Source organism: Streptomyces sp. CA-179760 (genome assembly GCF_050937045.1).
Classification (GTDB): domain Bacteria; phylum Actinomycetota; class Actinomycetes; order Streptomycetales; family Streptomycetaceae; genus Streptomyces.
This window is the reverse complement of sequence record NZ_JBNJLZ010000001.1, coordinates 5,591,395-5,615,726: the sequence shown is the minus strand read 5'-3', so window position 1 is coordinate 5,615,726 and position 24,332 is coordinate 5,591,395. Positions and strand designations below refer to the sequence as shown.

Annotated in this window: 22 protein-coding genes; 5 read left to right on the top strand and 17 right to left on the bottom strand. The window is 69.5% G+C overall.

Annotated elements, in window-relative coordinates:
* Positions 1-29: 29 nt before the first annotated feature.
* From ACQEV8_RS25535 to ACQEV8_RS25515, 5 genes are all read right to left on the bottom strand, one after another.
* Entirely contained in the window at positions 30-554 is a 525-nt protein-coding gene (locus tag ACQEV8_RS25535) for an N-acetyltransferase family protein (RefSeq protein WP_432964377.1), read from the bottom strand.
* Between the two features lie 16 nt (positions 555-570).
* Complete coding sequence (locus tag ACQEV8_RS25530) at positions 571-1,221, bottom strand: UdgX family uracil-DNA binding protein (RefSeq protein WP_432964374.1); 651 nt, start codon at positions 1,219-1,221, stop codon at positions 571-573.
* Positions 1,222-1,292: 71 nt separating this feature from the next.
* Positions 1,293-2,456, bottom strand: coding sequence for an aminofutalosine synthase MqnE (gene mqnE, locus ACQEV8_RS25525; protein ID WP_328411770.1), 1,164 nt, complete (start codon positions 2,454-2,456; stop codon positions 1,293-1,295).
* Positions 2,457-2,501: 45 nt separating this feature from the next.
* The gene (locus ACQEV8_RS25520; protein ID WP_221756910.1) at positions 2,502-2,957 is read right to left on the bottom strand and encodes an Lrp/AsnC family transcriptional regulator; all 456 of its coding nucleotides are present in this window, start codon (positions 2,955-2,957) and stop codon (positions 2,502-2,504) included.
* Positions 2,958-3,015: 58 nt separating this feature from the next.
* Positions 3,016-3,702, bottom strand: a complete 687-nt coding sequence (locus tag ACQEV8_RS25515; protein WP_432964369.1) for a UbiX family flavin prenyltransferase — start codon at positions 3,700-3,702, stop codon at positions 3,016-3,018.
* Between the two features lie 91 nt (positions 3,703-3,793).
* On the opposite strand from ACQEV8_RS25515, the gene ACQEV8_RS25510 reads away from it, so the two are divergent.
* Complete coding sequence (locus tag ACQEV8_RS25510; protein ID WP_432964366.1) at positions 3,794-4,396, top strand: rhomboid family intramembrane serine protease; 603 nt, start codon at positions 3,794-3,796, stop codon at positions 4,394-4,396.
* On the opposite strand, the gene mqnP is transcribed toward ACQEV8_RS25510, so the two are convergent.
* Together mqnP and ACQEV8_RS25500 are read right to left on the bottom strand one after the other, a co-directional pair.
* On the bottom strand, positions 4,386-5,288 hold the full coding sequence (mqnP, locus tag ACQEV8_RS25505; protein ID WP_432964363.1) for a menaquinone biosynthesis prenyltransferase MqnP: 903 nt from the start codon (positions 5,286-5,288) through the stop codon (positions 4,386-4,388). The genes ACQEV8_RS25510 and mqnP overlap by 11 nt on opposite strands.
* Entirely contained in the window at positions 5,285-6,736 is a 1,452-nt protein-coding gene (locus ACQEV8_RS25500; RefSeq protein ID WP_432964360.1) for a menaquinone biosynthesis decarboxylase, read from the bottom strand. Before ACQEV8_RS25500 ends, mqnP begins: the two co-directional genes overlap by 4 nt.
* A gap of 67 nt (positions 6,737-6,803) precedes the next feature.
* On the opposite strand from ACQEV8_RS25500, the gene ACQEV8_RS25495 reads away from it, so the two are divergent.
* Positions 6,804-7,097, top strand: coding sequence for a PLD nuclease N-terminal domain-containing protein (locus ACQEV8_RS25495; protein ID WP_432964357.1), 294 nt, complete (start codon positions 6,804-6,806; stop codon positions 7,095-7,097).
* Between the two features lie 3 nt (positions 7,098-7,100).
* Here ACQEV8_RS25495 and ACQEV8_RS25490 read toward each other — a convergent pair whose 3' ends face one another.
* The 5 genes from ACQEV8_RS25490 to ACQEV8_RS25470 form a co-directional block, all read right to left on the bottom strand.
* Positions 7,101-7,712: a DUF4276 family protein gene (locus tag ACQEV8_RS25490; RefSeq protein ID WP_432964354.1), complete on the bottom strand. Its 612-nt coding sequence runs from the start codon at positions 7,710-7,712 to the stop codon at positions 7,101-7,103.
* On the bottom strand, positions 7,709-8,935 hold the full coding sequence (locus ACQEV8_RS25485; RefSeq protein WP_432964351.1) for an AAA family ATPase: 1,227 nt from the start codon (positions 8,933-8,935) through the stop codon (positions 7,709-7,711). The genes ACQEV8_RS25490 and ACQEV8_RS25485 overlap by 4 nt, the downstream gene beginning before the upstream one ends.
* A 132-nt stretch (positions 8,936-9,067) precedes the next feature.
* Complete coding sequence (locus ACQEV8_RS25480) at positions 9,068-10,768, bottom strand: protein kinase domain-containing protein (protein WP_432964348.1); 1,701 nt, start codon at positions 10,766-10,768, stop codon at positions 9,068-9,070.
* Entirely contained in the window at positions 10,756-10,869 is a 114-nt protein-coding gene (locus ACQEV8_RS25475) for a DUF397 domain-containing protein (RefSeq protein WP_432972984.1), read from the bottom strand. The genes ACQEV8_RS25480 and ACQEV8_RS25475 overlap by 13 nt, the downstream gene beginning before the upstream one ends.
* Complete coding sequence (locus ACQEV8_RS25470; protein WP_432964345.1) at positions 10,817-11,773, bottom strand: helix-turn-helix domain-containing protein; 957 nt, start codon at positions 11,771-11,773, stop codon at positions 10,817-10,819. Before ACQEV8_RS25470 ends, ACQEV8_RS25475 begins: the two co-directional genes overlap by 53 nt.
* Before the next feature lie 104 nt (positions 11,774-11,877).
* Between ACQEV8_RS25470 and ACQEV8_RS25465 the strand changes: the two genes are divergently transcribed.
* The gene (locus tag ACQEV8_RS25465) at positions 11,878-12,486 is read left to right on the top strand and encodes a hypothetical protein (protein WP_432964342.1); all 609 of its coding nucleotides are present in this window, start codon (positions 11,878-11,880) and stop codon (positions 12,484-12,486) included.
* Positions 12,487-12,746: 260 nt separating this feature from the next.
* Here ACQEV8_RS25465 and ACQEV8_RS25460 read toward each other — a convergent pair whose 3' ends face one another.
* The 3 genes from ACQEV8_RS25460 to uvrA form a co-directional block, all read right to left on the bottom strand.
* Entirely contained in the window at positions 12,747-12,872 is a 126-nt protein-coding gene (locus ACQEV8_RS25460) for a hypothetical protein (RefSeq protein WP_432964339.1), read from the bottom strand.
* 59 nt (positions 12,873-12,931) lie between these two features.
* Positions 12,932-16,261, bottom strand: a complete 3,330-nt coding sequence (locus ACQEV8_RS25455; protein ID WP_432964336.1) for an RHS repeat-associated core domain-containing protein — start codon at positions 16,259-16,261, stop codon at positions 12,932-12,934.
* 373 nt (positions 16,262-16,634) lie between these two features.
* Positions 16,635-19,094, bottom strand: coding sequence for an excinuclease ABC subunit UvrA (gene uvrA / locus ACQEV8_RS25450; RefSeq protein WP_432964333.1), 2,460 nt, complete (start codon positions 19,092-19,094; stop codon positions 16,635-16,637).
* 82 nt (positions 19,095-19,176) lie between these two features.
* Between uvrA and ACQEV8_RS25445 the strand changes: the two genes are divergently transcribed.
* Both ACQEV8_RS25445 and ACQEV8_RS25440 read left to right on the top strand, forming a co-directional pair.
* Positions 19,177-19,905 (top strand): MerR family transcriptional regulator, encoded by a 729-nt coding sequence (locus tag ACQEV8_RS25445; RefSeq protein WP_432964330.1) that lies wholly within the window; start codon positions 19,177-19,179, stop codon positions 19,903-19,905.
* A gap of 113 nt (positions 19,906-20,018) precedes the next feature.
* Complete coding sequence (locus ACQEV8_RS25440) at positions 20,019-21,428, top strand: condensation domain-containing protein (protein ID WP_432964327.1); 1,410 nt, start codon at positions 20,019-20,021, stop codon at positions 21,426-21,428.
* 83 nt (positions 21,429-21,511) lie between these two features.
* Here the strand turns inward: ACQEV8_RS25440 and ccsB are convergent, their stop codons facing one another.
* Both ccsB and resB read right to left on the bottom strand, forming a co-directional pair.
* Entirely contained in the window at positions 21,512-22,591 is a 1,080-nt protein-coding gene (gene ccsB / locus ACQEV8_RS25435; RefSeq protein WP_432964324.1) for a c-type cytochrome biogenesis protein CcsB, read from the bottom strand.
* Positions 22,588-24,330, bottom strand: coding sequence for a cytochrome c biogenesis protein ResB (gene resB / locus ACQEV8_RS25430; protein WP_432964321.1), 1,743 nt, complete (start codon positions 24,328-24,330; stop codon positions 22,588-22,590). Before resB ends, ccsB begins: the two co-directional genes overlap by 4 nt.
* Positions 24,331-24,332 lie beyond the last annotated feature (2 nt).

The window sequence follows — 24,332 nt, the reverse complement described above, 5'->3', positions numbered from 1 at the left end:
CACGCCCGGCGGCCGATCTTTCAGGGGGGTCAGTGCAGCGGCAGGAGCATGATCACGTCGTCCCGGTCGTCGCCCGGCGCGACCCGGATGGCACCCGGGATGCGGCCGACCTCCTTGTAGCCACAGGACTCGTAGAACCGCTCAAGACCGAGCCCGCCCCTGCAGGTCAGCCGGATCGCCCCGATGCCGTCGAGCCCCCGGGCCGCCTCCGCGGCCGCGCCCAGCAGGTCACGGCCGTAGCCCTTCCCCTGGTGCCGCGGATGCACCATCACCGTGTACAGCCACAGCCAGTGCGTCATCAGGTGGTGCGTGTTGAGCGTCAGGAACGCCGTAGCCGCGACCCGCCCCTCCTCGTCGGACCCGACGAGCAGCCTGACCTTGCCCTCGGCCATCGACGCCAAGTGCGTGAGCAGCCAGGGCCGGACGTCCTCCCGCGTCACGGGCGGCACGAACCCGACGGCTCCCCCGGCGTTGGAGACGTCGGCCCACAGGTCGAGAATGCCGTCTCGCAGCTCGGGGGTGACGGCGGGGTCGAGCGTGAAGGTAAGGGGCATGCCCGGATTGTAGCTATTACGATAGTGCTCGCGCCGCCACTTCCAGGTCCGACACCAGCCCCCGGTACGCGGCCTCCCGGTCGTCCGCCCGCAGCACCGCCGACGGATGCACCGTGGGCACCAGCCGCTCCGCCCTCCCGTGGATCTCCTCCTCCAGCACGGCGCCCCGTACCCGCGTGACCCGGAACGAGGACCCGAGCAGCGCCTTCCCGGCGGTGGCGCCCAGGACGACGATCAGCTCCGGCTCCACGACCGCGAGCTCCGCCGCTGGCCAGGGCCCGCACGCGGTCGTCTCCCGCAGTGTCGGCGCCTTGTGAATACGCCGCTTCCGGGGCTCGGCCCGCGTGAACTTGAAGTGCTTGACCGCGTTGGTGACATACGCCTCGGCAGGGTCGATCCCGGCCTCCTCGAGCGCACGGTCCAGGAGATGACCGGCAGGCCCGACGAACGGCTTCCCCTGCCGGTCCTCCTGGTCGCCGGGCTGCTCACCGACGAGCATCACGCGGGCGTTCTTGTCCCCGGCACCGAAGACGGTCTGGGTGGCATCCCTGTGCAAGGGACAGCCCCGGCACTCGGCAGCGGCCCGACGCAGAGCGGGCAGCCCACCGCGACCGGGAAGGAACGGCTCAGCGGTATAGGCGTCCTCAGGCGCCCGGGTCCTCACCATGCCCCCCGGGTACCCCCCTCAGGGGCGCGGGGAACTGCGCGACCAGCCCCCACGCACCCGCACCCAAACGATCAAACCCTCATCGGCTGAGGCGACTCCCGGCGCTCCGGGTCAGCCCCCTCGTACTCACGAATGATCTCGTACCGCGTATTCCGCTCCACCGGCCGGAACCCGGCATCGCGAATCAGATCCAGCAGATCCTCACGCGTCAGCTTGTTCGGCGTCCCGAAGTTGTCCGCGTCATGCGTGATCTTGTACTCGACCACAGACCCGTCCATGTCATCGGCGCCGTGCTGAAGGGCGAGCTGCGCGGTCTGCACCCCGTGCATCACCCAGAAGACCTTGACGTGCGGCACGTTGTCGAACAGCAGTCGCGACACGGCGAAGGTCTTCAGCGCCTCGGCCCCCGTCGCCATCTGCGTCCGCGCCTGTAGGCGATTGCGGACCTTGCCGTCCTTCACGTCGACGAAGTCGTGCTGGTAGCGCAGCGGGATGAAGACCTGGAAGCCGCCGGTCTCGTCCTGCAGCTCACGCAGCCGCAGCACGTGGTCCACGCGGTGCCGCGGCTCCTCGATGTGGCCGTAGAGCATGGTCGCCGGGGTCTTCAGACCCTTCTCGTGGGCGAGCCGGTGGATGCGCGACCAGTCCTCCCAGTGGGTGCGGTGGTCGACGATGTGCTGCCGGACCTCCCAGTCGAAGATCTCGGCACCGCCGCCGGTCAGCGACTCCAGCCCCGCGTCGATCAGCTCGTCCAGGATCTCGGAGGCACTCATCCCCGAGATGGTCTCGAAGTGGTGGATCTCGGTCGCCGTGAAGGCCTTCAGCGAGACGTGCGGCAGGGCCGCCTTCAGCTCCCGCAGCGAGCGCGGGTAGTACCGCCACGGCAGGTTCGGGTGCAGCCCGTTGACGATGTGCAGTTCGGTGAGGTTCTCGCCCTCCATCGCCTTGGCGAGCTTGACGGCCTCCTCGATGCGCATCGTGTACGCGTCCTTCTCCCCCGGCTTGCGCTGGAAGGAGCAGTACGCGCAGGAGGCCGTGCACACGTTGGTCATGTTCAGGTGACGGTTGACGTTAAAGTGCACGACGTCGCCGTTCTTGCGGGTGCGCACCTCGTGCGCGAGGCCGCCGAGCCAGGCCAGGTCGTCCGACTCGTACAGCGCGATGCCGTCCTCACGGGTCAGACGGACTCCCGCCCTGACCTTCTCCTCCAGCTCGCGCTTGAGCCCGAGATCCATGCCCACACCTTTCTACGAAGACGACCCAACCGTACGGCTACCGCTCTACTCCTCTTCGGGCAGCTCCCCGACCCGGTTCTCCCACTTGGTGGAGAGCACGATGGTCGTACGCGTGCGCGAGACGCCCTCGATTCCGCTGAGCCGCCGGATCATCTTCTCCAGGCCGTCCACGTTCGCCGCCCGCACCTTGAGCATGTACGAGTCGTCGCCCGCGATGAACCAGCAGTCCTCGATCTCCGAGAGGTCCTTCAGCCGCTGCGCCACGTCCTCGTGGTCGGTGGCGTCGGAGAGCGAGATGCCGACGAGGGCGGTGACGCCGAGGCCGAGCGAGGCGGCGTCGACCGTGGCCCGGTAGCCGGTGATGACACCGGCCGCCTCCAGCCGGTTGATGCGGTCGGTGACACTGGGTCCCGACAGACCGACGAGGCGTCCCAGCTCCGCGTAAGAGGCCCGGCCGTTCTCCCTCAGGGCCTGGATGAGCTGCCTGTCCACCGCGTCCATTGCGATCGAAGCCTTCCGCTGAAGTTGTCTGTGGGTCCGATGAGGTTCGGGGTCGTGCTCAGCCGGCGCGATGTGATCCGCCGCCGAGCTCACCTTGCCAACGGCGGTAGAGCCGGTGCGGCACGCCCGCCGCGTCGAGGACGCGTCCGGCGACGAAGTCCACCAGGTCCTGGATGTGCGTCGCGCCCGCGTAGAAGGCGGGTGAGGCCGGTACGACGTGCGCGCCCGCGTCGTCGAGGGTGACCAGGTGCCGCAGGGTCTGGCCGTTCAGCGGGGTCTCGCGTACGGCCACGACGAGGGGGCGGCCCTCCTTCAGGGTCACGCTCGCCGCCCGCTGCAGCAGGTCCTTCGACAGCCCGAGCGCGACACCTGCCACGCTCGCCGTCGAGGCGGGCACGATGAGCATGCCCTTGGTGGGGTACGACCCCGAGGAGGGCCCGGCGGCCAGGTCGCCGGCGCTCCAGTGCCGTACGGCGTCGAGCTCGACGGCGAAGGTCTCGGGCTTGCCGTCGGCGCCCCGGGACAGCCATTCCCGCAGGTCGTCCCGCCAGTGGGCGTCCCGGAAGGAGATCCCGGTCTCATCCAGCAGGGTGAGCCGGGAGGCCCGGGAGACCACGAGATCGACGCTCTCGCCGGCCGCGAGGAGAGCCCGCAGCACGGCAGCGGCATACGGGGTGCCGGAGGCCCCGGACACCCCTACGATCCAAGGCGTACGCGGCGTCTCGCCTGGCTTGACTGGGTTCACAACACCGAGCCTATCGGGCGTCACAGGGTGGGAACCGGTGCAGGGGTGCGGGCCGTTACCCGGAGGGGATGAGCGAGCGCTGGGGGTCGCCATGTCGGGTGTCGGAGCGAGGTGGTCGAGCGGCGACCGCGCGCTGGCCGCGGGCAAGCTGATGCTGGCCTGGGTGGCGCTGCTGTGGCTGCTGGAAGTGGTGGACGTGGCGACGGGCCACGCGCTGGACGGCTTCGGCGTCACGCCACGCGAGCCGTCCGAGCTGATCGACGTCGTCCCCTCGGCGTTCATCCACTTCGGCTTCGCCCATCTGGTGGCGAACACCCTGCCGCTGCTGGTCCTGGGCTTCCTGGCCGCGCTCTCGGGTCTGCGCCGTTTCCTCCTGGTGGCGGCGCTGATCATCCTGGTCGACGGCCTGGGCGTCTGGCTGATATCCCCGCCCCACACCAACACCGCGGGAGCCTCCGGCCTGATCTTCGGCCTCTTCGGCTTCCTGCTGGTGAGCGGCTTCGTCGAGCGCCGCCCTTGGGGTGTCCTGGCCGGCGTGGTGATCGCCGCGATCTGGGGCGGCTCGATCCTGGCGGGCCTGGCCCCGACTCAGACGGGCGTCAGCTGGCAGGGTCATCTGCTGGGCCTGCTGGCGGGCGTGACGGCGGCGTTCCTCTTCCGCCGCCGTCACGCTCCGCCCGAGCTCATACGGTGAGGCCGCGCACCAGCAGATCCAGCAACGCACACACGAACAGGGCGATCCCGATAAAGCCGTTGACGCTGAAGAAGGCGCGGTTCACACGGGACAGGTCGTGCGGTCGGACGATCGAGTGCTCGTACAGGAACGCGGCCGCGACGATCAGCAGGCCCAGCCAGAAGAAGGCACCGGCACCGGTGGCCAGGGCGTACCAGACGAACAGGGCCGTCGTCAGGGCGTGGCAGACCCGCGCTCCCCACACGGCCGCCGGGATGCCGAAGCGGGCCGGGACGGACATGACGCCGATCTCGCGGTCGGTCTCCACGTCCTGGCAGGCGTAGATCAGGTCGAAGCCGCCGATCCAGATGCCGACGGCGAAGCCGAGCACGACCGCGTCCCAGGACCAGGTGCCGGTGACGGCGAGCCAGCCGCCGACCGGGCCCATCGCCTGGGCGAGGCCGAGGATGGCCTGCGGGAAGTTCGTGAACCGCTTGCCGTAGGGGTAGACCACCATCGGGATCACCGCGATGGGGGCCAGGGCCAGGCAGAGGGGGTTGAGCAGGGCCGCCGCGCCCAGGAAGACGACCAGGGCGATCAGGGCCCCGGTCCAGGCGTGGCGTACCGACATCGCGCCGGTCACCAACTCCCGCTTCGCCGTACGCGGGTTACGGGCGTCGATCTCCCGGTCGATGATCCGGTTGACCGCCATGGCGAACGTACGCAGCCCCACCATGCAGACGGTGACCAGCAGCAGCCGCCCCCAGTGGATGTTCCGGTCCATCTGGAACATCGCGGTGAGCGCGGCGATGTAGGCGAAGGGCAGCGCGAAGACCGAGTGCTCGATCATCACCAGCCGCAGGAACGCCTTCGCACGGCCCGGCTGGGGGATCGCGGCGGATGCGGAGCTCACAGCCCGTACTCCTTCCACCTGCGGTCCACCTTCGCCGCCGTCTCCGGGTCGGACTCCACCATGTCGGGCCAGCCGCCGTCGCGGGTGTAGCCCTCCTCGGGCCACTTCTTCGTCGCGTCGATGCCCGCCTTGCCGCCCCAGAACTGCTGGTAGGAGGCGTGGTCGAGATGGTCGACGGGACCCTCGACGATCGACAGGTCACGGGCGTAGTCCGTGTTGCCGAGGGCCCGCCAGGCAACCTCGTGCAGATCGTGGACGTCGCAGTCGGAGTCGACGACCACGATCAGCTTGGTCAGCGACATCATGTGCGCGCCCCAGACGGCGTGCATGACCTTCTGCGCGTGCTTCGGGTACTTCTTGTCGATCGAGACGATCGCGCAGTTGTGGAAGCCGCCCGACTCCGGCAGGTGGTAGTCCACGATGTCCGGGATGATGATCTTCAGCAGCGGGAGGAAGAAGCGTTCCGTCGCGCGGCCCAGGGGTCCGTCCTCCGTCGGGGGACGGCCTACGACGATCGACTGGAGCAGCGGCCGCTTCCGCATCGTCACACAGTCGATCTTCAGCGCGGGGAAGGGCTCCTGCGGGGTGTAGAAGCCGGTGTGGTCGCCGAAGGGGCCCTCGGGCAGCATCTCGCCCGGCTCCAGCCAGCCCTCGATGACGACCTCCGCCTGCGCCGGCACCTGGAGCGGCACGGTCTTGCAGTCGACCATCTCGATCCGCTTGCCCGCGAGGAACCCGGCGAACAGGTACTCGTCGATGTCCCCGGGCAGCGGCGCCGTGGACGCGTACGTCACGGCGGGCGGACAGCCGAAGGCGATCGCGACGGGCAGCCGCTCACCCCTCCTCGCCGCCACCTGGTAGTGGTTGCGGCTGTCCTTGTGGATCTGCCAGTGCATGCCGATGGTGCGCTTGTCGTGGCGCTGGAGGCGATACAGCCCGAGGTTGCGGACGCCGCTCTCCGGGTCCTTGGTGTGGGTGAGCCCCAGGTTGAAGAAGGAGCCGCCGTCCTTCGGCCAGGTGAACAGGGCGGGGAGCTGGTCCAGGTCGACGTCGTCGCCGGTGAGGACGACCTCCTGCACCGGCCCGTCCTTGACCTTCTTCGGCGGGACGTGGGTCATCGAGCCGAGCTTTCCGAAGGCCTCGCGCACGCCGACGAACCCGTGCGGCAGCTCGGGCTTCAGCAGCCCGCCGATCCGCTCGGAGATCTCGTCGTACGACTTCAGCCCCAGCGCCTTCAGCAGCCGCCGGTCCGTGCCGAACACGTTCATCGCGAGCGGCATGCTCGACCCGCGCACGTCCTCGAAGAGCAGCGCGGGCCCGCCGGCCTTCTGCACCCGGTCGACGATCTCCCCGATCTCCAGATACGGGTCCACCTCGGCCTTGATGCGCTTGAGGTCGCCCTCGCGCTCCAGCGTCCTGAGCAGGGAGCGAAGATCGTCGTAAGCCATGCGGTCCAGTATCCCCGAGCCGCTAACCTGGCCCTGAACCGCCCACCCGCTTTCGCTGAGAGGCCGCATGCTCCGGGTACTGATGTTCCTCGTGCCGCTGGCGCTGAGCGTGTACGCGTTCATCGACTGCATCAGCACCAAGGACGGCGACATCCGTCACATGCCCAAGCCGCTTTGGGCCCTGCTCGTGCTGGTGTTCCCGCTCGTCGGTTCGATCTCCTGGCTCATCGCCGGCAAGAAGCGCACGCCTCCGGCGGCGCGTCCCCGGCAGTGGGTGGCACCCGACGACAACCCCGACTTCCTCAAGTCCCTCGACGAGGACCCGAAAAGGGACGACGACCCCAAGCGCGACGAGCCCTGATCCTCAGGACTCGCGCTTGCCCGTGAGAAGGAACTGCACGTCGCGGCAGAACTTGTCGAAAGAGGAGGCCGCACGGCGAGCTTCGTCAAGGTCGAAGAGAGTGGCGAACGACGGCTGGTGAGCGGTCTCCTGGTAAGTGGAGCCGCGCGGCATGCGCCGTGAGAGCCATTCCTTGGCGCCACGGACTGCCTCCGGCTGGGGCGGCGAGGCCAGGGTTCCCGGCAGACCGGCCTTCCCCGCAAGCCCAGCGGCACCGGCGAGGAACCATGCTTCGAATTCCCGGACCGCCGCGACCGCCACGACCGGCATATGCGCGTGAGTGGCCTGCGCGTGGCTGCGCAGACGTTCGGCCAGTTCCACGGCGCAGTCGTCGTCGGCGTCCAACAGGACCATCACGCCCGTCGGGGACGGCATACGCGTCGTGACGATGGTCAAGGCGTGCTCCAGCACGTCGCGTCGGAGCATCCGGTCCCGAGGGACGCGGAAAGGACGCTGGATCTCCGCATACGCACCAGGCACAAGGTAGGGAACGAGTCGGTGCAGCAGTGCTTGGAGGGATCTTTCCTCGCCGTGGCCTTCGACGATGGAAGCGATCACCGGGTACGGGCTGCTCACCGCTTCTCCCTCTGATCGCGCGGTGCGGAGGCCGGTTCCGGGCGCAGTTCCCCGCTGCGCAGAAGTTCGGACAGCGTCAGCACACCGTCGGCCAGGAGCCGGCGCCCGGACTCGTCGACAGGGCCGATCACGGTTCCGGCACCCTCGTCGCGGGCCACCAGCAGATGCGCCGGATCGGCCGCAGCGTTGTCCAGCAGGTCAGCGCTCTGGGTCGTGACCATGACCTGGGTGTTGCGTGCGGCTGCGGCCAGGGCGTCGTACAGGGCGCCCAGCATCGGCGGGTGCAGGGAGATCTCAGGTTCCTCGATGGCGACGAGAGGGATGTCGCCAGTGAGTGCGAGCGGCTGGAACAGGGCGGCAAGAACCCCGGCGAGGCGCAGGGTTCCCTCCGACAGCGCCCGTCGGTCCACCTTGGCCACTTCTCCTTGGCCGCCCAGAAAACGGCCCACGACGAACGCCAGATCCGCCTCGCGCACCTCCACACCGTCCAGCCCCACCGCGTTGTCAATCATGGTGGCGACATAGCCGTCGAGGGTCTCCTTGACCCAGGGATGTTCTCTGGACAGCGCGTCCAGCACCCGGGGCAGGTGCTCGCCGTTCTCACCGAGCGGGCCGCTGCTCCGACCGCGGGGGGTGTCGTCCACCGCACGGAGGGCGGGCGTCAGAAGTTCGTAGAAGCGTGTACGGACAAGGCTCTCGTAGACCGCTCGTCCCTCGCGGCTGGTCCGGGCCGCATGTGGCAGGAGGATGTCGTCCCTCCAGGCGACCGGGTGCTCACCTGCCACCTCCGGGAGGAAGGAGTCCCCGTGGTGGCTCCCGTCGACGCGAAGCTCTTCCCTGCGCAGCACCGGCGCGAAATCATCGCTGCCCGGGCGGACACCGACTTCCACGTCATACACGGCGTTGAACGCGGGACTCTTCTTGGAAGCTGGGATGCTCAGATCCAGTCGGATACGGAAGGAGTCGGGCTGTCGACCTGAGGCGTCCCGGTGCAGTACCTCTTCAAGGCCACCTCGTGGCTCCAGAGCCCGTCCCGGCGAGGTCAGCAGGGCGTCCCGGACGAAACGAACAGCGTCAAGGAAGTTCGACTTTCCCGCGGCGTTCGGCCCCGCCAGAACCGTCAACGGACCGACCGGCACATCGCAGGACGCGATGGAGCGGTAGTTCTCCACTCGCACGCGTGTCAGGAACACTGGTCCGCGCTCCTGCTCATAGTGCTCCATGGTCCGCAACCCTATCCAGCCGACCCATGGGCCTCCCGATGCCGGACCCTGACACGACCATGTCTTTCGGTCGGCTCAGCAAGCATCGCCCCGGACGACCCCAAGCGCGACGAGCCCTGATCCGAGCCGCTCTCACCGCAGCGCCTTGATGCGCGCGGCGGTGAGGGCCTTGTCGAAGACGCGTACGTCTCTGATCGCGCCGGGGAAGAAGTCGCTGGGGCGCCCGTCGAAGGTCGCGCGGCCGATCATCAGGCCGCCGGGCGCGGGCAGCGGCCGGGTGTCACGGGTCACCGCCTGCTGCACGCCGTCGACGTAGAGCCGCAGCTTGCGTCCGGGCCCGTCACAGACGCCCACCAGGTGCGTCCAGGTGTTCACCGGGGGCACGGAGTACCCCACGGCTCGCTGTCCGGGCCGGGCGAAGGCCCAGCGCTTCTCCTCGCTGGAGTACTGAAGGTAGAAGCCGCTGGCGTCACCGGCCTCCTGGCTGACGGCGGTGGCGAAAGTGCCCGGCTCGGTGGCCAGCCGCACCCAGGCCGCGACCGTGAAGCTGCGCCCCGCACCGGTCCTCAGCACCGGCACCTCGGTGACGATCTGGCTGCCGCTCCCGTCGAACTCGGCGGCCCCGACGCCACCCGCCCGCCACTTGACCCCGCTCGCGGTGCCGTCATTGTCACCGGCGGTGTCCCGGGCGAGCGCCCCTGACGCCTCGTCGAGCGGCCAGACGCCGATGGGCGGAGCGGGCGAGGCCTTGGCGGGCGGCTGCGCGGCCGGGCTGTCGCCCCCGGACCGGTTGAACCAGACACCGGCCCCGACACCGAGCGCCGCGACCGCCCCCGCGCCGGACAGCAGGAACGCGCGGCGGCTACGGCCGGCAGGTGCCGGAGCGGGAACGGGAGCGACCTGTGTGGCCTGACGCACCGGCTGGGGCGGGGCAGCCTGACGCGTATGCCCGGGCGGGCCGGACACCCGGGTGCGGTCGGTGCTGCTCGCCCCCGGCGTGATGCGCGGCAGCGCCATCGTGCTCTCGGCGCCGGCCGGGCCGATCCGGGCGAGGATGTCGCGCGGCGTGGGACGGTCGGCGGGGTCCTTCGCCAGACACGCGGCGATCAGGGCCCGCAGCGCCGGGTCCCCGACAGCCGAGACGTCTGGCTCGTTGTGCACGACCCGGTAGAGCAGGGCGGGCGTGGGCCCGGCGCCGAACGGGTTGCCGCCGGTCGCCGTGAAGGCCAGGACCGCGCCCAGGCAGAAGATGTCGGTGGCAGGCGTGATCTCGTCGCCGCTGACCTGCTCCGGCGCCATGAACCCGGGCGAGCCCGCCATGTGCCCCGTCCCCGTGAGCGAGTCGCCCTCGACACTGCGCACGATCCCGAAGTCGATGACACGCGGCCCGTCCTGAGCGAGCAGCACGTTGGACGGCTTGAGGTCACGGTGGACCAGGTTCACCGAGTGGATCGACACGAGCGCCTCGGCGAGCCCCGCCGCGAGACGCCGTACGGCGTCGGTCCCGAAGGGGCCCTGCTCCACGACCGCCTGCTCCAGCGACGGCCCCGCGATGTAACTGGTGACCAACCAGGGCAGCGGCGCGTCCGGGTCGGCATCGATGACAGGAGCGGTGAACGCTCCGCTGACCAGCCGCGCCGCCTCCACCTCCCGGCGGAACCGGGACCTGAACTCCGGCCTGCGCACCAGCTCGGCGTGCACGACCTTGACGGCGACGTCCCGCCCACCCGGTGAACGCCCCAGGTAGACCCGGCCCATTCCACCGGCGCCCAGTCGCCGCAGCAGCTGGTAGTCGCCTATGGAGCGCGGGTCCTCCGGCCTCAGCGAAGACACGAAGTGAACGCCGCCCAGGCTTCATGGGAGACCAACAGCACGGCTCTGTCAGGGGCTTTGCTGTCGCGGACCGGGACGGTGTTGGGGAAACCGGGGGCTATTTCTATGCAGTTGCCGCCGTTGGCGTCGCTGTAGGTGCTCTTGATCCACATCGCCGCGTTGAGTTCGGTCCTGTTCATGCTCGTACCTCTCCATCGCGTCGCCAATCAGAGCGGCGGACTCAGGAGCTGAGGGGGCGTCCGCCCTGAGCACATCATAGGTCTGGCTATGGAGTGCGAAGAGGGCCGGATCGTCGTTGAAATGTCCGCGATCCAGCGATTCCGAGTAGACCCACTCGTGCCCGTCGGGCAACTTGATCAGCGACATAGAACCGCTTGGCCGGGCGAGACCGAGACGACCGGCGGGGGCGACTTGGATGCGGACGTTGGGGAGTCGCCCGACGCGGAGCATGTGCGCGCACTGCTCCCTCATGAGGGCGGAACCGCCGACCACGTTGCGCAGGCAGCTTTCGTCAAGGACGACGAGGTAGAGCGGGCCGTCCGTCGCCAGGAAGCGTTGCTGCCGACTCAGTCGGGCTCGAACCCGTTCCTCCAGCTCTGCGCCGCTCACCAGGCGGGAGAACAGCGACCGTGCGTAATCCGCTGTCTGCAACAAGCCCGGGATCACCCGCTCCTGGTACTCCCGTAACGCAACAGCCACCTCGTCCATCTCAGCCCGCCGCCGGAACCAGTCAGGATGCTCCACCTGCGGATACCAGTCGATCCGGCCCCACAACCGCAGCAACACCCCACCCGTGCCCAGAAGCTCGTCGCAGGTCTTCGCGAAACCGTCCGTCGGAACCCTCGTCCCCGCCTCCACACGCGCCACGTGCGAGCGGTCGCACGGAATACGCCCCGCCAAGCCCTCCTGCGTGAGCAACGCCGCCTCGCGGAAATGCTTGAGCACCTCCCCGAACACCGCCGCCGTACTCACCCCCGACCCCGCGCTGCCGTTACGTCGGCTCACGGCTCCCCCTCCGTGACAGTGCGCCACCCGCACGCCCGAAACATTGATCCGGCCCATTCCCCTGCGCGACGCTCGATACACCCAGAGTTACGGAGGAGCACGAAATGGAACCGGGAACGCTCGTCTACGACCCCCACACGCACAAGGTCGGCGAGTACCAGGACAAGACCGGCCCGTACGTGATGCTGCGCCCGGTCGGCGGCGGCCGCGAGTGGCAGGCCGATCCCGCACGGCTCCGTGTGGCCACCCCGGAGGAACGGATCAGCGCGGGCGTACGCGCGGCCAACGACCGTTCCAGGGAGGGGATCACGTTCGACCCGAGCCGGCCCCCCGTTGCGGTGGCCGGGTGCGCGACGTGCGAGGAACTCGCCGCCCGGCGGGCCAGGGCACGGGCGGCGTTCGACGGCAGTGCGGTGACGGACGCGAACGTACTGCTGCGCCAGCACCAAGGCAGGGAGCACGGCGGGGAATCGACGGGGCGCAGGCTCTTCCGGTACGTCCCGTACACGATCGTCCAGGACGCCTCCGCCCTGCCCGAGTACCAGGCGTACTGCGTCTCCGGCGACGACTCGGACTGCGGGGCGAGCTCAGGGCCCTGCACGGCACCCGCCGAGGTCGAGGAGTGGCAGCGCAGGCACACCCAGGAGACCCGGCACCCGCGCTACCGCCGCAGCTTCGCGGACTACGCGGTGCTGGAGAGGCGCGCCTACTGAACTCCCAGAACCCCCGTGAGTACGAGCACTCCACACAACGCCAAGCCGGATCCGATCACCACGGGCATGGCCCTGGCCATGGCGGGCTGTTCACGGTTGGCTCTGCCGAACACGTTCTGATTCCGCATCGATCGCCTGGCGAGAGCCTGACTTCCGAACACCAAAATGATTCCGATGACTATCGCGCCAATACCCACCAGGGTGCGCTCATCCATCAGTTCCTCCCATCGCGCTTGCTTCCCGGCCGCCAGGCCGGCGACTCACCTCTTCCGCAGCAGCCGTACAGCGATGATCACAGCGAAGAGGACCGCGACACCGATGAGGAAGTAGAGCAGAGGCCCGGTGACCGGCTGCTTGCCCTCCGCTGCGAGGGTCGTGATGTCCATTCCTTTGTCCTTTCACCGGAGGCCGTGGGCGGCCGCTGGCCGCCCACGGCTGAGGTTTGTCAGAACTGGACCTGCAGACCGCCGGAGCACTTGGGGGTCGAGGCCCTCGGGCCGCCCAGGCCACCGGTCAGCGCGAAGTCGCCGCCCTGGGCCAGTTGGCCGCCGATGCTGCCGAAGCCTGCTTGGCACTTGCCATAGGCCGAAGGACCGGCACTCGCGTCGCCCGTGCTTCCCTCGTATCCGCCGGAGACGCCGGGGGATCCCACGCCGATGTTGAAGAAGCCCCCTCCTTCGCCCTGGTCATCCTCGGCATAGCCGCCGCCGAGGCATACCCCGGCACAGATTTCGCCGCCGATCTGCCATGCGGCCAGCCCCGAGGGATCGATGCGGTTGACGGGGTCGCCTTCGGCGTAGAGGTAGGGGTTCTTCTCCTGACCGGAGGGGTCGGGGCTGGTGAAGCGGCCGATGTTGGGGTCGTAGTAGCGGGCCGAGAAGTGGTACAGGCCGGTCGTGTCCTGGTAGCCGCCGGCGAACCGGTAGGGCTGGGGGACCTTCTCGGTGGTGGTGCCGCGCTCGACGCCGCGGGGGCTGTAGCTGTAGGTGTTCACCCTGGTGCCGGCCTCGTCGGCGAGCGCGACGACGGACCCGGCCGCGTCGGTGAGGTAGTAGTACGACTTGCCCCCGGTCGTCATGGAGTTCAAGGTGCCCCCGGGTTCCCGGTTGAATCCCATGTCCACGCCCGCACTGGTCTTGGCGGACAGGCCGAGCGGGCCGTTGTGGAAGAGGGTGTCGCCGAGCTTGATGCGTTCGCTCTGGTCGGTGGAGCCGTACTGTCCGGCGTAGGTCTTGCCGCCGACGGTGATCGCCGTCATCTGGCTGTAGTCGGACCACTGTTCGTTGGTGCGAGTGCCTTCGAGGGTGGAGGCGCCGGCGGTCTCGTTGCCGATCTTGTCGTAGGACCAGTTGGTGCTGGAGCCGTTCTTGGCGGTGATCTGCTGGGCGTCGTTGATGGTGTAGGTGGTGCCACGAGGGCAGCCGGGGTCGACGCCCTGGGAGGTGAGGTTGCCGGCCTGGTCGTAGCAGTACTGCCAGGAAGAGTTCAGCGTGGTGCCCTTTTCCTCCTTGGCGTAGGAGAAGCGGCCGGCGCCGTCGTAGGTGTAGGTGGTCTTCAGGCCGGTGACGGCGTCGGTGCGGGTGCGGATCTTGGCCCCGTCCGTACCGGCGTTGCTGTAGGAGTAGGCGAGGTCGACCAGGGTGCCCTTGGGCGAGGTCGCCTTGATCTTCTCCGGACGGCTGGATTTGTCCGGAGTGACCTCGTGGACCGTGCCGCCGGGGTAGGTCGTCGTGGTCCGGAAGTCGTTGGCGTTGTATGTGTACGTGGTGGTCTTTCCGGTCGGGTCCTTCAGCGAGGAGAGTTTGTTGACCTCGTTCCAGGTGTAGTCCGTGACGCCGGCCGGGTCCTCGTAGGTGTCGACGTTGCCGGCCGGGGTGTAGGTGAGCCTGGTCTGCGAGCCGTTCTGCAGCGTGCGGATCGTCTCCCTGGACAGCGGGTCGAACTCGTACTTGGTCACGCCGGTGCCGTCGTCACGCTGTCTGAGGTTGCCGTCGCCGTCGTAGTGATAGCGCACGGTGGCGTTCGTAGAGGACACCAGGACGACGCGGTCACGACCGTCGTACTGATACACCGTTTTGATGCCGCGCCCGTCGGTGACCGTCTCCGGCCGGCCCAGCGCGTCGTAGGTGTAGGTGGTGGTGCCCAGCGGGGCGGGCGGGGTGACCTTCGACAGGTTGCCCTTGGTGTCGTAGAGGAACGACGTGGACACCGACTTGGTCGCCGACATGGTGGTCGTGACCTTGCAGATCTGGCCCTCGAAGCCGTTGCAGGTCGGTGTGGCGGGGTTGTGGTCGAAGGTCTGCCTGCCGCCGCCGGTGCCTGTGACGGCGACGGACTTGGTGTTGCCGACGGTGTCGTAGGTGTAGTTGGTCTTCTCGCCGTCGGCGCTGGTGAACAGGCCCGGCAGGTCCGCGCCGGCGATGGTCCGGTACCCGGTCAGCGACGCGTTGGCGCCGGTGGGCAGCTTCGCGGAGGTGGGATTGTTGCGGGAGTCCCAGCCGTACTCGGCGACGTTCCCGGCCGCGCCGCCGACGCCCATGGCGTCCTCGGCGGTGTCGATGTTGTGGTTGGCGTCGAACGTCCGCTTCCGGGAGTGGTTGAGGGCGTCGATGACCTTGGTGACACCGCCGTCGGCGTTGTGCTCGTACTTCGTGGCGTGCTGCTCGGGGTCGGTGAGCGTCGTCGTCCCCGCCCCGGACGGGTCGCTGTTCGAGTACGCGTAGGTGTACGTGGGGCCGGTGTGGCCGGAACCGTTGAAGTCGGTGGCCCGCAGCATGGAGCGCACGCGGTTCTGGTCGTCGTAGGTGAAGACCGTGACCCGCCCCTCCGGCGTAGTGATCTTCGTCAGGCGGCGGGAGGAGTCGTAGTCGAAGAGGGTGGACTTGCCCTCGGTGTCCGTGGTCTTGGCCAGGTCTCCCGCGGCGTCCAGGTCGAAGACGGCGGTTCGGCCGGTGTGGTCCTTGGCCTGCCACTGGTTCGCGAACGTCTTGACCAGGTCGATCCACCGGCCGGAGCGGGTCTCGGTCAGCTTGAAGCCCTTGTGCTCTGCTCCCTCGTCGTGTTGGTCGACGGTGACGGAGCCCTTGTTCTTGTCCGTGACCTTGGTCAGCGTGCCGTGCTCGTCGTAGATGTCCTTCGAGCCGGACTTGCGGTCGGTCAGCGTGTAGGTGCCGTCCGTGTTCTTCTTCAGGTCCTTCGAGTAGCCCTTGGGCGTGGTGAACGTGCCGTCGGCGTTCCCGGTGAAGCGGACGGTGGCGCCGGTAGCGTCGTAGAGGACGACCTCGTCAGTGAAGAGCTGCAGGTAGCGCTCGTACTCCTGCCACCACCGCTGGGACACCTTCCCCCAGGGCGCGTCGAAGGAGTTGTACGTCCGTGCCAGGCGCAACTTCTGCCCAACGCCGGCGATCTCGAAGTCGGTCGCGGCCAGCATCAGGTTGCCGGTCGAGAGGTTGATCCGGGCCACCAGTGCGTCGGTGATCCGGAAGTCGGAGATCTGATGCCAGGGCACCGCGCCCTGATCTTCGGGCACGTACACCGCCGCGGCGGCGTCGCCCTCCGCCGAACGCGGCGGTGCCACCGACGACTTGGGGACATCACCGGTGCGGGCACGTTCCCTCTGCTCGGCCCGCCAAGCGGCCTGCTCGTTCGTCGGTGCGGCCTCCGCCTCGCCGGGCACGGGCTTGGTCGTGCCGACCTTGACCGGCGGCGTCTCGAAGTCGGTCTTCTTGCCCCACACCGACGTCGGCCCCGGATCGGCCGGCGCCGGCGCGGCCAACGCCGGTACGGCCGGGGCGATCAGGGACAGCGTCGCAAGGGCCCCTACGAGTCCGTGACGCGAGAATCTCCGGGCACGCCGAAAGGGCGTGCTTCCAGCACGTGAGCGCATCAGCTTCCCCCACAGGAAGTCAGACAGACAGTCAGAACCGGTGCCCCAAACGGTCACCTCGGCCACACAAGCTGTCATAAGAAGCACACAAACCGACGGGTCGTGCCCCGCAACACCCGTCTCATACGGGCCGGAATCAGACGCACCCCTTCGGCGGGTCGAATGCGGACACTACGACGTCATCCGCCCCGCCGATGGGGGAATTATCCATTCCGTCATCATTTCTGGCGGTCATGCTGACCGAAAACCATGCGGCACGACGTCACTCCGCCATGCGGACCCCGGGTGCGCCCTGCGACATCAGCTGTCCGCCGCTCGAACCGCCCTGCGGCCCCAGTTCGACCAGCCAGTCGGAGGCGTGGATGACGTCGAGGTTGTGCTCGATGGTGACGACGGAGTGTCCGGCGTCGACAAGGCGTTGGAGGACGGAGAGGAGGCGGGCGGTGTCGGCGGCGTGCAGGCCGGTGGTGGGCTCGTCCAGGAGGTAGAGGGTGCGGCCGGTGGCGCGACGGCCCAGCTCCTTGGCCAGGTTGAGGCGTTGCGCCTCGCCGCCGGAGAGGGTGGTGGCGGGCTGGCCCAGGGGGAGGTAGCCGAGGCCCACGTCCACCATGCGCTGGAGCCTGGAGGCGATCACCGGGACGCCCGCGAAGACCGTCAGCGCCTCGTCCACCGTCGCCGCGAGGAGCTCGGCGATGTCGTGGCCCTCGTAGCGCACGGCCAGCACCTCGGGCCGGAAGCGGCGCCCCTTGCAGGTGGGGCAGCGCACCTCCACGGCCGGGAGGAAGTGCATGCGGACGGTGAGCAGGCCGGCGCCCTCGCAGCGTTCGCAGCGGCCCCCGGGGACGTTGAAGGAGAAGTGGCCGGGAGTGAGGGCACCCTTGGAGTGGGCCGCGTAGGTCTCCCGGACAGGAGTGAAGACGTCGGAGTACGTCGCCGCGTTGGAGCGCGGGACCCTGCCGATCGGCTCCTGGTCGATGAGGACCGCCTTGGACAGGTTCTCCCAGCCGTCGATGCCGTCATGCTCGCCAGGCTGCTCCCCGGCCCCGTGGAAGTGGCGGCGGGCGGCCCGGCCCAGGACGCCCAGGATCAGCGTCGACTTGCCCGAGCCGGACGGGCCGGTGACCGTGACCAGACGGCCGAGCGGAATCCGGGCGGTGACGTTCTTGAGGTTGTGCGCCCTGGCGCCGTGGATCACCAGTGCCTCGTCGGCGTCCGCGCGGCCCCGCGACGCCGGGGCGGGCAGCCGGCCCGACAGGTACGCCCCGGTCGTCGAACCCTCGGTGCGCGCCACCTCCGCCGGTGTGCCCTGGGCGACGATCCGCCCTCCGTCGCGTCCCGCCCCCGGGCCGACGTCCACCACCCAGTCCGCCGCCCGGAGCACCTCCAGGTCGTGCTCGATGACCAGCACCGTGTTGCCCAGGTCGCGCAGCCCGCGCAGGACACGGACCAGCCGCTCGGTGTCGGACGGGTGCAGTCCGATCGTCGGCTCGTCGAGGACGTAGAGGACACCGGTGAGGCCCGAGCCGAGCAGGGCGGCGAGGCGCAGTCGCTGGGTCTCCCCGGCGGAGAGGCTGGGTGTGGCCTGGCCGAGGGTGAGGTAGCCGACTCCGACGTCCACCAGGCGACGCACCCGCTCCTCCAGGTCGGCGACGACCGGTTCCACGAGCAGCCACTCGTCCCCGCCCGACCGCTCCCGCAGACCGGCCAGCCAGGTGCCGAGGTCGGTCAGGGGAAGCCGGGCGGCCTCGACGATGGTGTGTCCGTGCACGGTCACCGCCCGGCTCTCCGGCCGCAGCCGGGTCCCGCCGCACTCCCCGCAGGGCTGTTTCAGCAGGCCCTGCTGTTCGGCCCGTTCGCGGTACTCGGGGTCGTCGGCACGGTCGTTGTAGCGCCGCAGCAGCGCCGTCGCGACCCCTTCGAAGCGGCCCCCCGACACGGTCGCCGGCGGTTCGGTGTCCGGGAAGTGCCGTCGGAACTCGGGGCTTTCGACGCCGTGGAGCAGCAGGTCCCTCGGGATGTCGCCCAGTTCGTCGACCGGTGTGTCCGCGTCGAAGGTGAAGCCGTAGTGGCCGGCGGCGGCCCGCAGCACAGGGAGGCTCCACTCGGTGTACTTCGTGTTCCAGCCCTTCACCGCGCCCTGGGCGACCGGCTTCCCGCCTTCGACCAGGCGCCGTATGTCGGGCCGGATCACCTCGCCGAGGCCTGTGCAGGCCGGGCAGGCGCCCGCGGGCTTGTTGAAGGAGAAGGAGCCCATCACGAGTTCGGGCACGGGCGTGCCGCAGTGCGGGCAGGGCCGCTGCTCCGCCTCGGCCTCCTCGTCGCCCTCGGCGTCCTCGGCGTACGACGGCGGGATGTCCTTCCCGCAGTCCGGGCACGGCCGTACCCCGATGCGCGACCACAGCAGCCGCAGATACGTGAACACCTCCGTGACCGTACCGACCGTGGAGCGGGGGCTGCGGTTGGTGTGGTGCTGGTCGACGCTGATGGACGGGGACAGGCCGGTGATCGAGTCGACGGCGGGCCTGCTGACGAAGCCGGTGACCATGCCCAGCGACTCCAGGTACTGCCGCTGGCCCTCGCGGTGGAGGGTGTCGAAGGCGAGGGTGGACTTGCCGGAACCGGACAGGCCGGTCAGGACGACCAGCTTGTTCTTCGGGAGGGAGAGGGAGACATTCCTGAGGTTGTGGAGCCGGGCGCCGGTCACACGAATGAAGGAGTCCATTCCTTCAAGTCTTCCATTGAAGTGCGGTGTTGAGACTTTTGAGCGGCCCACCGCCGTACGCTCTGCCGTAACCTTCAAATCGATGACGAACGAACGCCGTCTCCGGCCCGTCGACCTCGCCCGGTCGGCCGGTGTCTCGACGCAGCAGATCCGCAACTACGAGGACGCCGGTGTGCTCCCGCCGGCCGCCCGGACCGCGTCCGGCTACCGCGCCTTCACCGAGGTGCACCGCGCCGCGCTGCTGGCGTACCGGACGCTGATGCGGGGGTACGGGCCGGTCGCGGCGACGCGGATCATGCGGACCCTGCACGAGGGCGACGTCCCGGGCGCGCTCGCGCTGGTCGATGCCGCGCATGCCGCCCTGCACGAGGAGCGCGTCGCGCTGAGGGCCGCGAGCGAGGCCCTGGAGCTGCTGGCGGCCGAGCCGCCCGCCCCGCTCCCCCGGTCCGGCGGGCTGCGCATCGGGGAGGTGGCCGCGCTACTGGGCGTTCGGACCTCCGCGCTGCGGGTGTGGGAGGGGGCCGGGCTGCTCATGCCCCGGCGTGAGCGCGCCACGGGATACCGGCTCTACGAACCGGCCGACGTGCGGGACGCCCGGCTCGTGCAGACCCTGCGCCGCAGTCACTATCTGTTCGACCAGATCCGGCCGGTGCTGGAGGGGTTGCGGAGAGAGGGCAGCAGCGATGCCCTGCGCGCGGCCGTCGCGGCTCGCGGGCAGGCCCTGACGGCTCGGACCAGGGTGATGATCGAGGGCTCGGGGGCCCTCCACGATTACCTCGCGTCAACCGAGCGCACCGGTAAGGGCTCGTAACGCCGTTCGAGATGCCATCCGTTCCATTGAAATGTGGCGAAACCCGGTGTCGCCGAGGGCAAGTTCGGCATTCCTTTGGTCGGGTCTATCCCACCTGCGAACGGAGACGCCCTGTGCGAATGACTGACATCCAGCGTTGCGAGGTGCGACCTGGGCGACTCGTCGAATGGACACTCAGTCCGGCGACCGTCGCGACGGCGAAGGCGCTGCCGGAGGACTCCAGGCCGCCGGCGTACATCCAGGAGTCGCACCTCCGGACGGCGCGGTCCGTGCGCGAGGACGGGCTGTTCGTGCCGACCTGGCTGGGCGCGGCGTTCGACATCCCGGGGCGGGCCGATCTGGACGCGCTGGGCGAGGCGCTGCGCGGCTGGACCCTGCGGCACGAGACCCTGCGCAGCGGCTTCCGCTGGGCGGGCGGTCCCGGTGACTCGATCCGCCGCTTCACGCTCGACGCCTCCTCGGTGTCCCTGCACCGCGAGGAGGCCGGCGACTTCACCGACCCGGCGGCCCTGGCCCAGCACCTCCAGGACCGCTTCGACACCACGGCGGACGCCCTGCGCTGGCCCAACCTCATCTATACGGCGGTGGTCCGGGACGACTCCACCAGCGTCTACATGGCGTTCGACCACAGCAATGTCGACGCCTACTCCATCCACCGCATCCCCGCCGAGATCCACGAGTTGTACGAGGCGGCCCGCGGCGGCGGCGAGGTGGCGGCGGCCCCCGAGCCGGAACCGGTGGGCAGCTACGTCGACTTCTGCGAGGCCGAGCGTGCGGACGCCGACCGCATCGACGCGGACCACGACATCGTCGCCCGCTGGCGGGAGTTCATCCGCCGCTGCGACGGACGGCTGCCGAGCTTCCCGATCGACCTCGGGCTGGATCCCGAGGGCGGGCTGCCCACGCAGAAGTTCATGCGCGAGATGCTGGTGGACGCGGACGCCGCCGCCGCGTTCGAAGCGTACTGCCGGCCGTACGGCGGGAGCCTCGTCGGGGTTCTCGCGGCCAGCGCTCTGATCGTCCACGAGATCGGCGGCGAGCCCGTCTACCGCACGGTCGTGCCGTTCCACACCCGGGTGAAGTCCCAGTGGTCGCAGTCCGTCGGCTGGTACGTGGGCGGCGCCCCGATCGAGATCCCCATGTCCGAGGCCCCCGACTTCCCGAGCGCCCTGCGCACCGTACGCGCCGCCCTCCAGGCCAACCGACGGCTCGCGCGCATCCCCCTCGCCCGGGTCCTGCACCTCCTCGGCGCCGACTTCCGCCCCACCTCCCCCGACCTGTACTCGATCGTCTCCTTCGTCGACACCCGCGCCATCCCCGGCTCCGACCACTGGAGGGACCAGAACGCGTACGGGCTGCTCCGGGTGTCCTACGGCGACCAGGTGTGCGCCTGGATCACCCGGCTCCACGAGGGGTTGTGGTTCGCCGGCCGCTACCCGGACACGGACATCGCCCACAAGAACCTGCGGCTGTACGCGGAGCGGTTGCGGGACGTCATCACGAGTACCGCCGGCCCGCGTTAGGAGACGCGGCTGGAGACGGCGAAGGCCGGTTCCCGTGACGTGGAGTCGCGGGAACCGGCCTTCGGTGTCGTCGGGGGCGGGGCTTACACGCCCGCGTAGGAGTGCTTGCCCGAGACGAAGATGTTCACGCCGTAGTAGTTGAACAGCCAGCAGCCGAAGGCGAGGAGGGCCAGGTAGGCGGCCTTGCGGCCCTTCCAGCCGGCGGTGGCGCGGGCGTGCAGGTAGCAGGCATAGGCGACCCAGGTGATGAAGGACCAGGTCTCCTTGGGGTCCCAGCCCCAGTAACGGCCCCAGGCGTCGCCGGCCCAGATGGCGCCCGCGATGATCGTGAACGTCCACAGCGGGAAGACGGCGGCGTTGACGCGGTAGGAGAACTTGTCGAGCGAGGCCGAGGAGGGCAGCCGCTCCAGGACGGACGTCGCGAAGGTGCCGGGCGTGCCGCCGCTCGCGAGCTTGCTCTCGTAGGAGTCCTTGAAGAGGTACAGGAGCGTGGCGACCGCGGCCACGTAGAAGGTCGCGCCGCAGAAGATCGCGGTCGAGACGTGGATGTAGAGCCAGTACGAGTGCAGCGCCGGGACGAGCTGGTCGCTGGCCGTGTAGAGGACCGTGACGGCCAGGCCCAGGTCGAGCAGGACCGTGGTGATCAGGAACAGGCCGAGCCAGCGGACGTTCTTCTTCAGTGCCAGCAGGCCGAGGTACACGCCGACCGCGACCGTGGAGAAGGTGATGTTGAACTCGTACATGTTGCCCCACGGCGCCCGCTCCACCGAGAGGGCGCGGGTGAGGACGCCGCCGAACTCGACCAGGAAGGCGAGCACGGTGAGGGAGATGGCGATCCGGCCGTACAGGTCGCCCTGTTCGTCCCCGCCGGCCGCGCCGGGCCCGTCCGGCACGTCCCGCTGACCGGAGGCGGCCCGCACGGTGACCTTCGGCCGCTCCAGGACGGCGGTGCCGCCGGCCTGGTTCACGGTGACGGCCGGGGCCGCCTTCGTCCCGGCCTGGCCCGTGAGCGCGGCGGCGGTGCGGGCCACCTTGCTGCGGCTGCCGAAGATCCACTCGGCGATGTGGGCGAGGAAGGCCAGGGTGTAGACGGCCATCGACGAGTAGATCAGCACATTGCTGATACTCGCGAGATTTTCGTTGGTGGCGGCGGCGAGAGTCACTTCTCAGCCCCTTCGGCAGGTACGGGGGTGTCGGTGCCCGGCTCCTGATCGGCGTCGGGGGAATCTGCGGGGTCGTCGGGGGCGGGCGCGCCCGGGGCCTGGTCGTAGAGGATCCCGGCGAGGTCGCCGAGTTCCTCGGGGACCTTGGCGGACTCGCTGCGGCCGAGGCCGGCCATCTCGACGACGGTGACGCCGTCGGCGCCGCGGACCGCGCGCACCCAGACGCGGCGGCGCTGGATGAACAGGGAAGCGGCGAGGCCGCCGATCGCGGCGATCGCCCCGGTGAGGGCCCAGCCGCCGCCGGGCTCCTGGACGACCTGGAAGCCGGCCCACTCCTTGACGGTCTTGCCGAAGGTGACCGAACCGGCGCCGTTCGGGAGGGTCATGGAGTCGCCGGGCCGCAGCAGCCTCTTGAACAGCTTGCCCTTGGAGTCCTTGAACTCCTTCATGTTGGTCTTGTCCATCTGGTACACGCTCTGCGGGATGCCCGAGTCGGCCCCCAGGTCGCCGTGGTAGGCGGACAGCGCGAGCAGCGGGGAGTCCAGCGCGGGGAACTGCGACAGCATCGTGCCGCTGGCGTGACCGCCGTAGGTCGGCACGAAGAACGCGTTGAAGCCGAGCTGTTCCTTCTTGCCCTGGGCGTTGCGGTAGCCGTCGAGGACCTTGACGACGCCGGAGGAGGTGACGTTGGCGTCCAGCGGCAGCAGCGGTACGGCGTCGTCGTAGACGACCTTGCCCGTGGCGTCCCGGACGGTGATGACGGGGGCGTAGCCGTGGCTGACGAGGTAGACCTTGGAGTCGCCGAGCTCCAGGGGGTGGTTGACCTGGACGGTGGTGTTCTCGTCCTTGCCGTAGGGGCCGTCGCTGTAGGTGAGGTCGGCCTTGTAGACGCGCGGGGTGCCCTTGTTGGGGCCGGTGCGCTCGTAGGTGCCGACGAAGTCCTTGAGGTTGAAGCTGAACGGCACCAGGTCGTCCGACGAGAAGAGGTTGCCGGACTTGAAGTCGTCGTACTGCGTGAGCGTGTTGGAGAAGCCGGCGCCCTCGACGACCAGCTTGTTGCCCTCGGACTTGTACAGCTGGCCCCAGGCGAAGGCGACCAGCATCACGATGAGGGCGATGTGGAAGACGAGGTTGCCCAGCTCGCGGACGTAGCCCTTCTCGGCGGCTACGGCGTCACCGGCGAGGTGGGCGCGGAAGCGGCGCTTCTTGAGCAGGGCCAGGGCGGCGTCGTGGACCTGCCCGGGTTCGGCCGTGGTGCGCCACGTGGTGTGGGCGGGCAGCCGGTTCAGGCGCTTGGGCGCGCCCGGGGGGCGGCCGCGCAGCTGGCCCACGAACTGCCAGGTGCGGGGCACGATGCAGCCGATGAGGGAGATGAACAGCAGGATGTAGATCGCGGAGAACCACACCGAGCCGTAGACGTGGAACAGGCCGAGCTTGTCGTAGATGTCGCCGAGGGTCTCGTGGCGCTCACGGAAGTCGGCGACCTTGGTCTCGTCCTGGCCCGACTGCGGGATGAGCGAGCCGGGGATCGCGCCGAGGGAGAGCAGCAGGAGCAGCAGCAGCGCGACCCGCATGGAGGTCAGCTGGCGCCAGAACCAGCGGGCCCAGCCGATGACGCCCATGGCGGGCAGGTTGGGGAGGTCTTCCTTGGGGGCGGTGGACAGCTGGGAGCCGGCGGCGCCCAGGTCCTGGTCCTCACCGGCGGGCGGGGCCGGGTCGGGGGCGGTGGTCTTGCTCATCG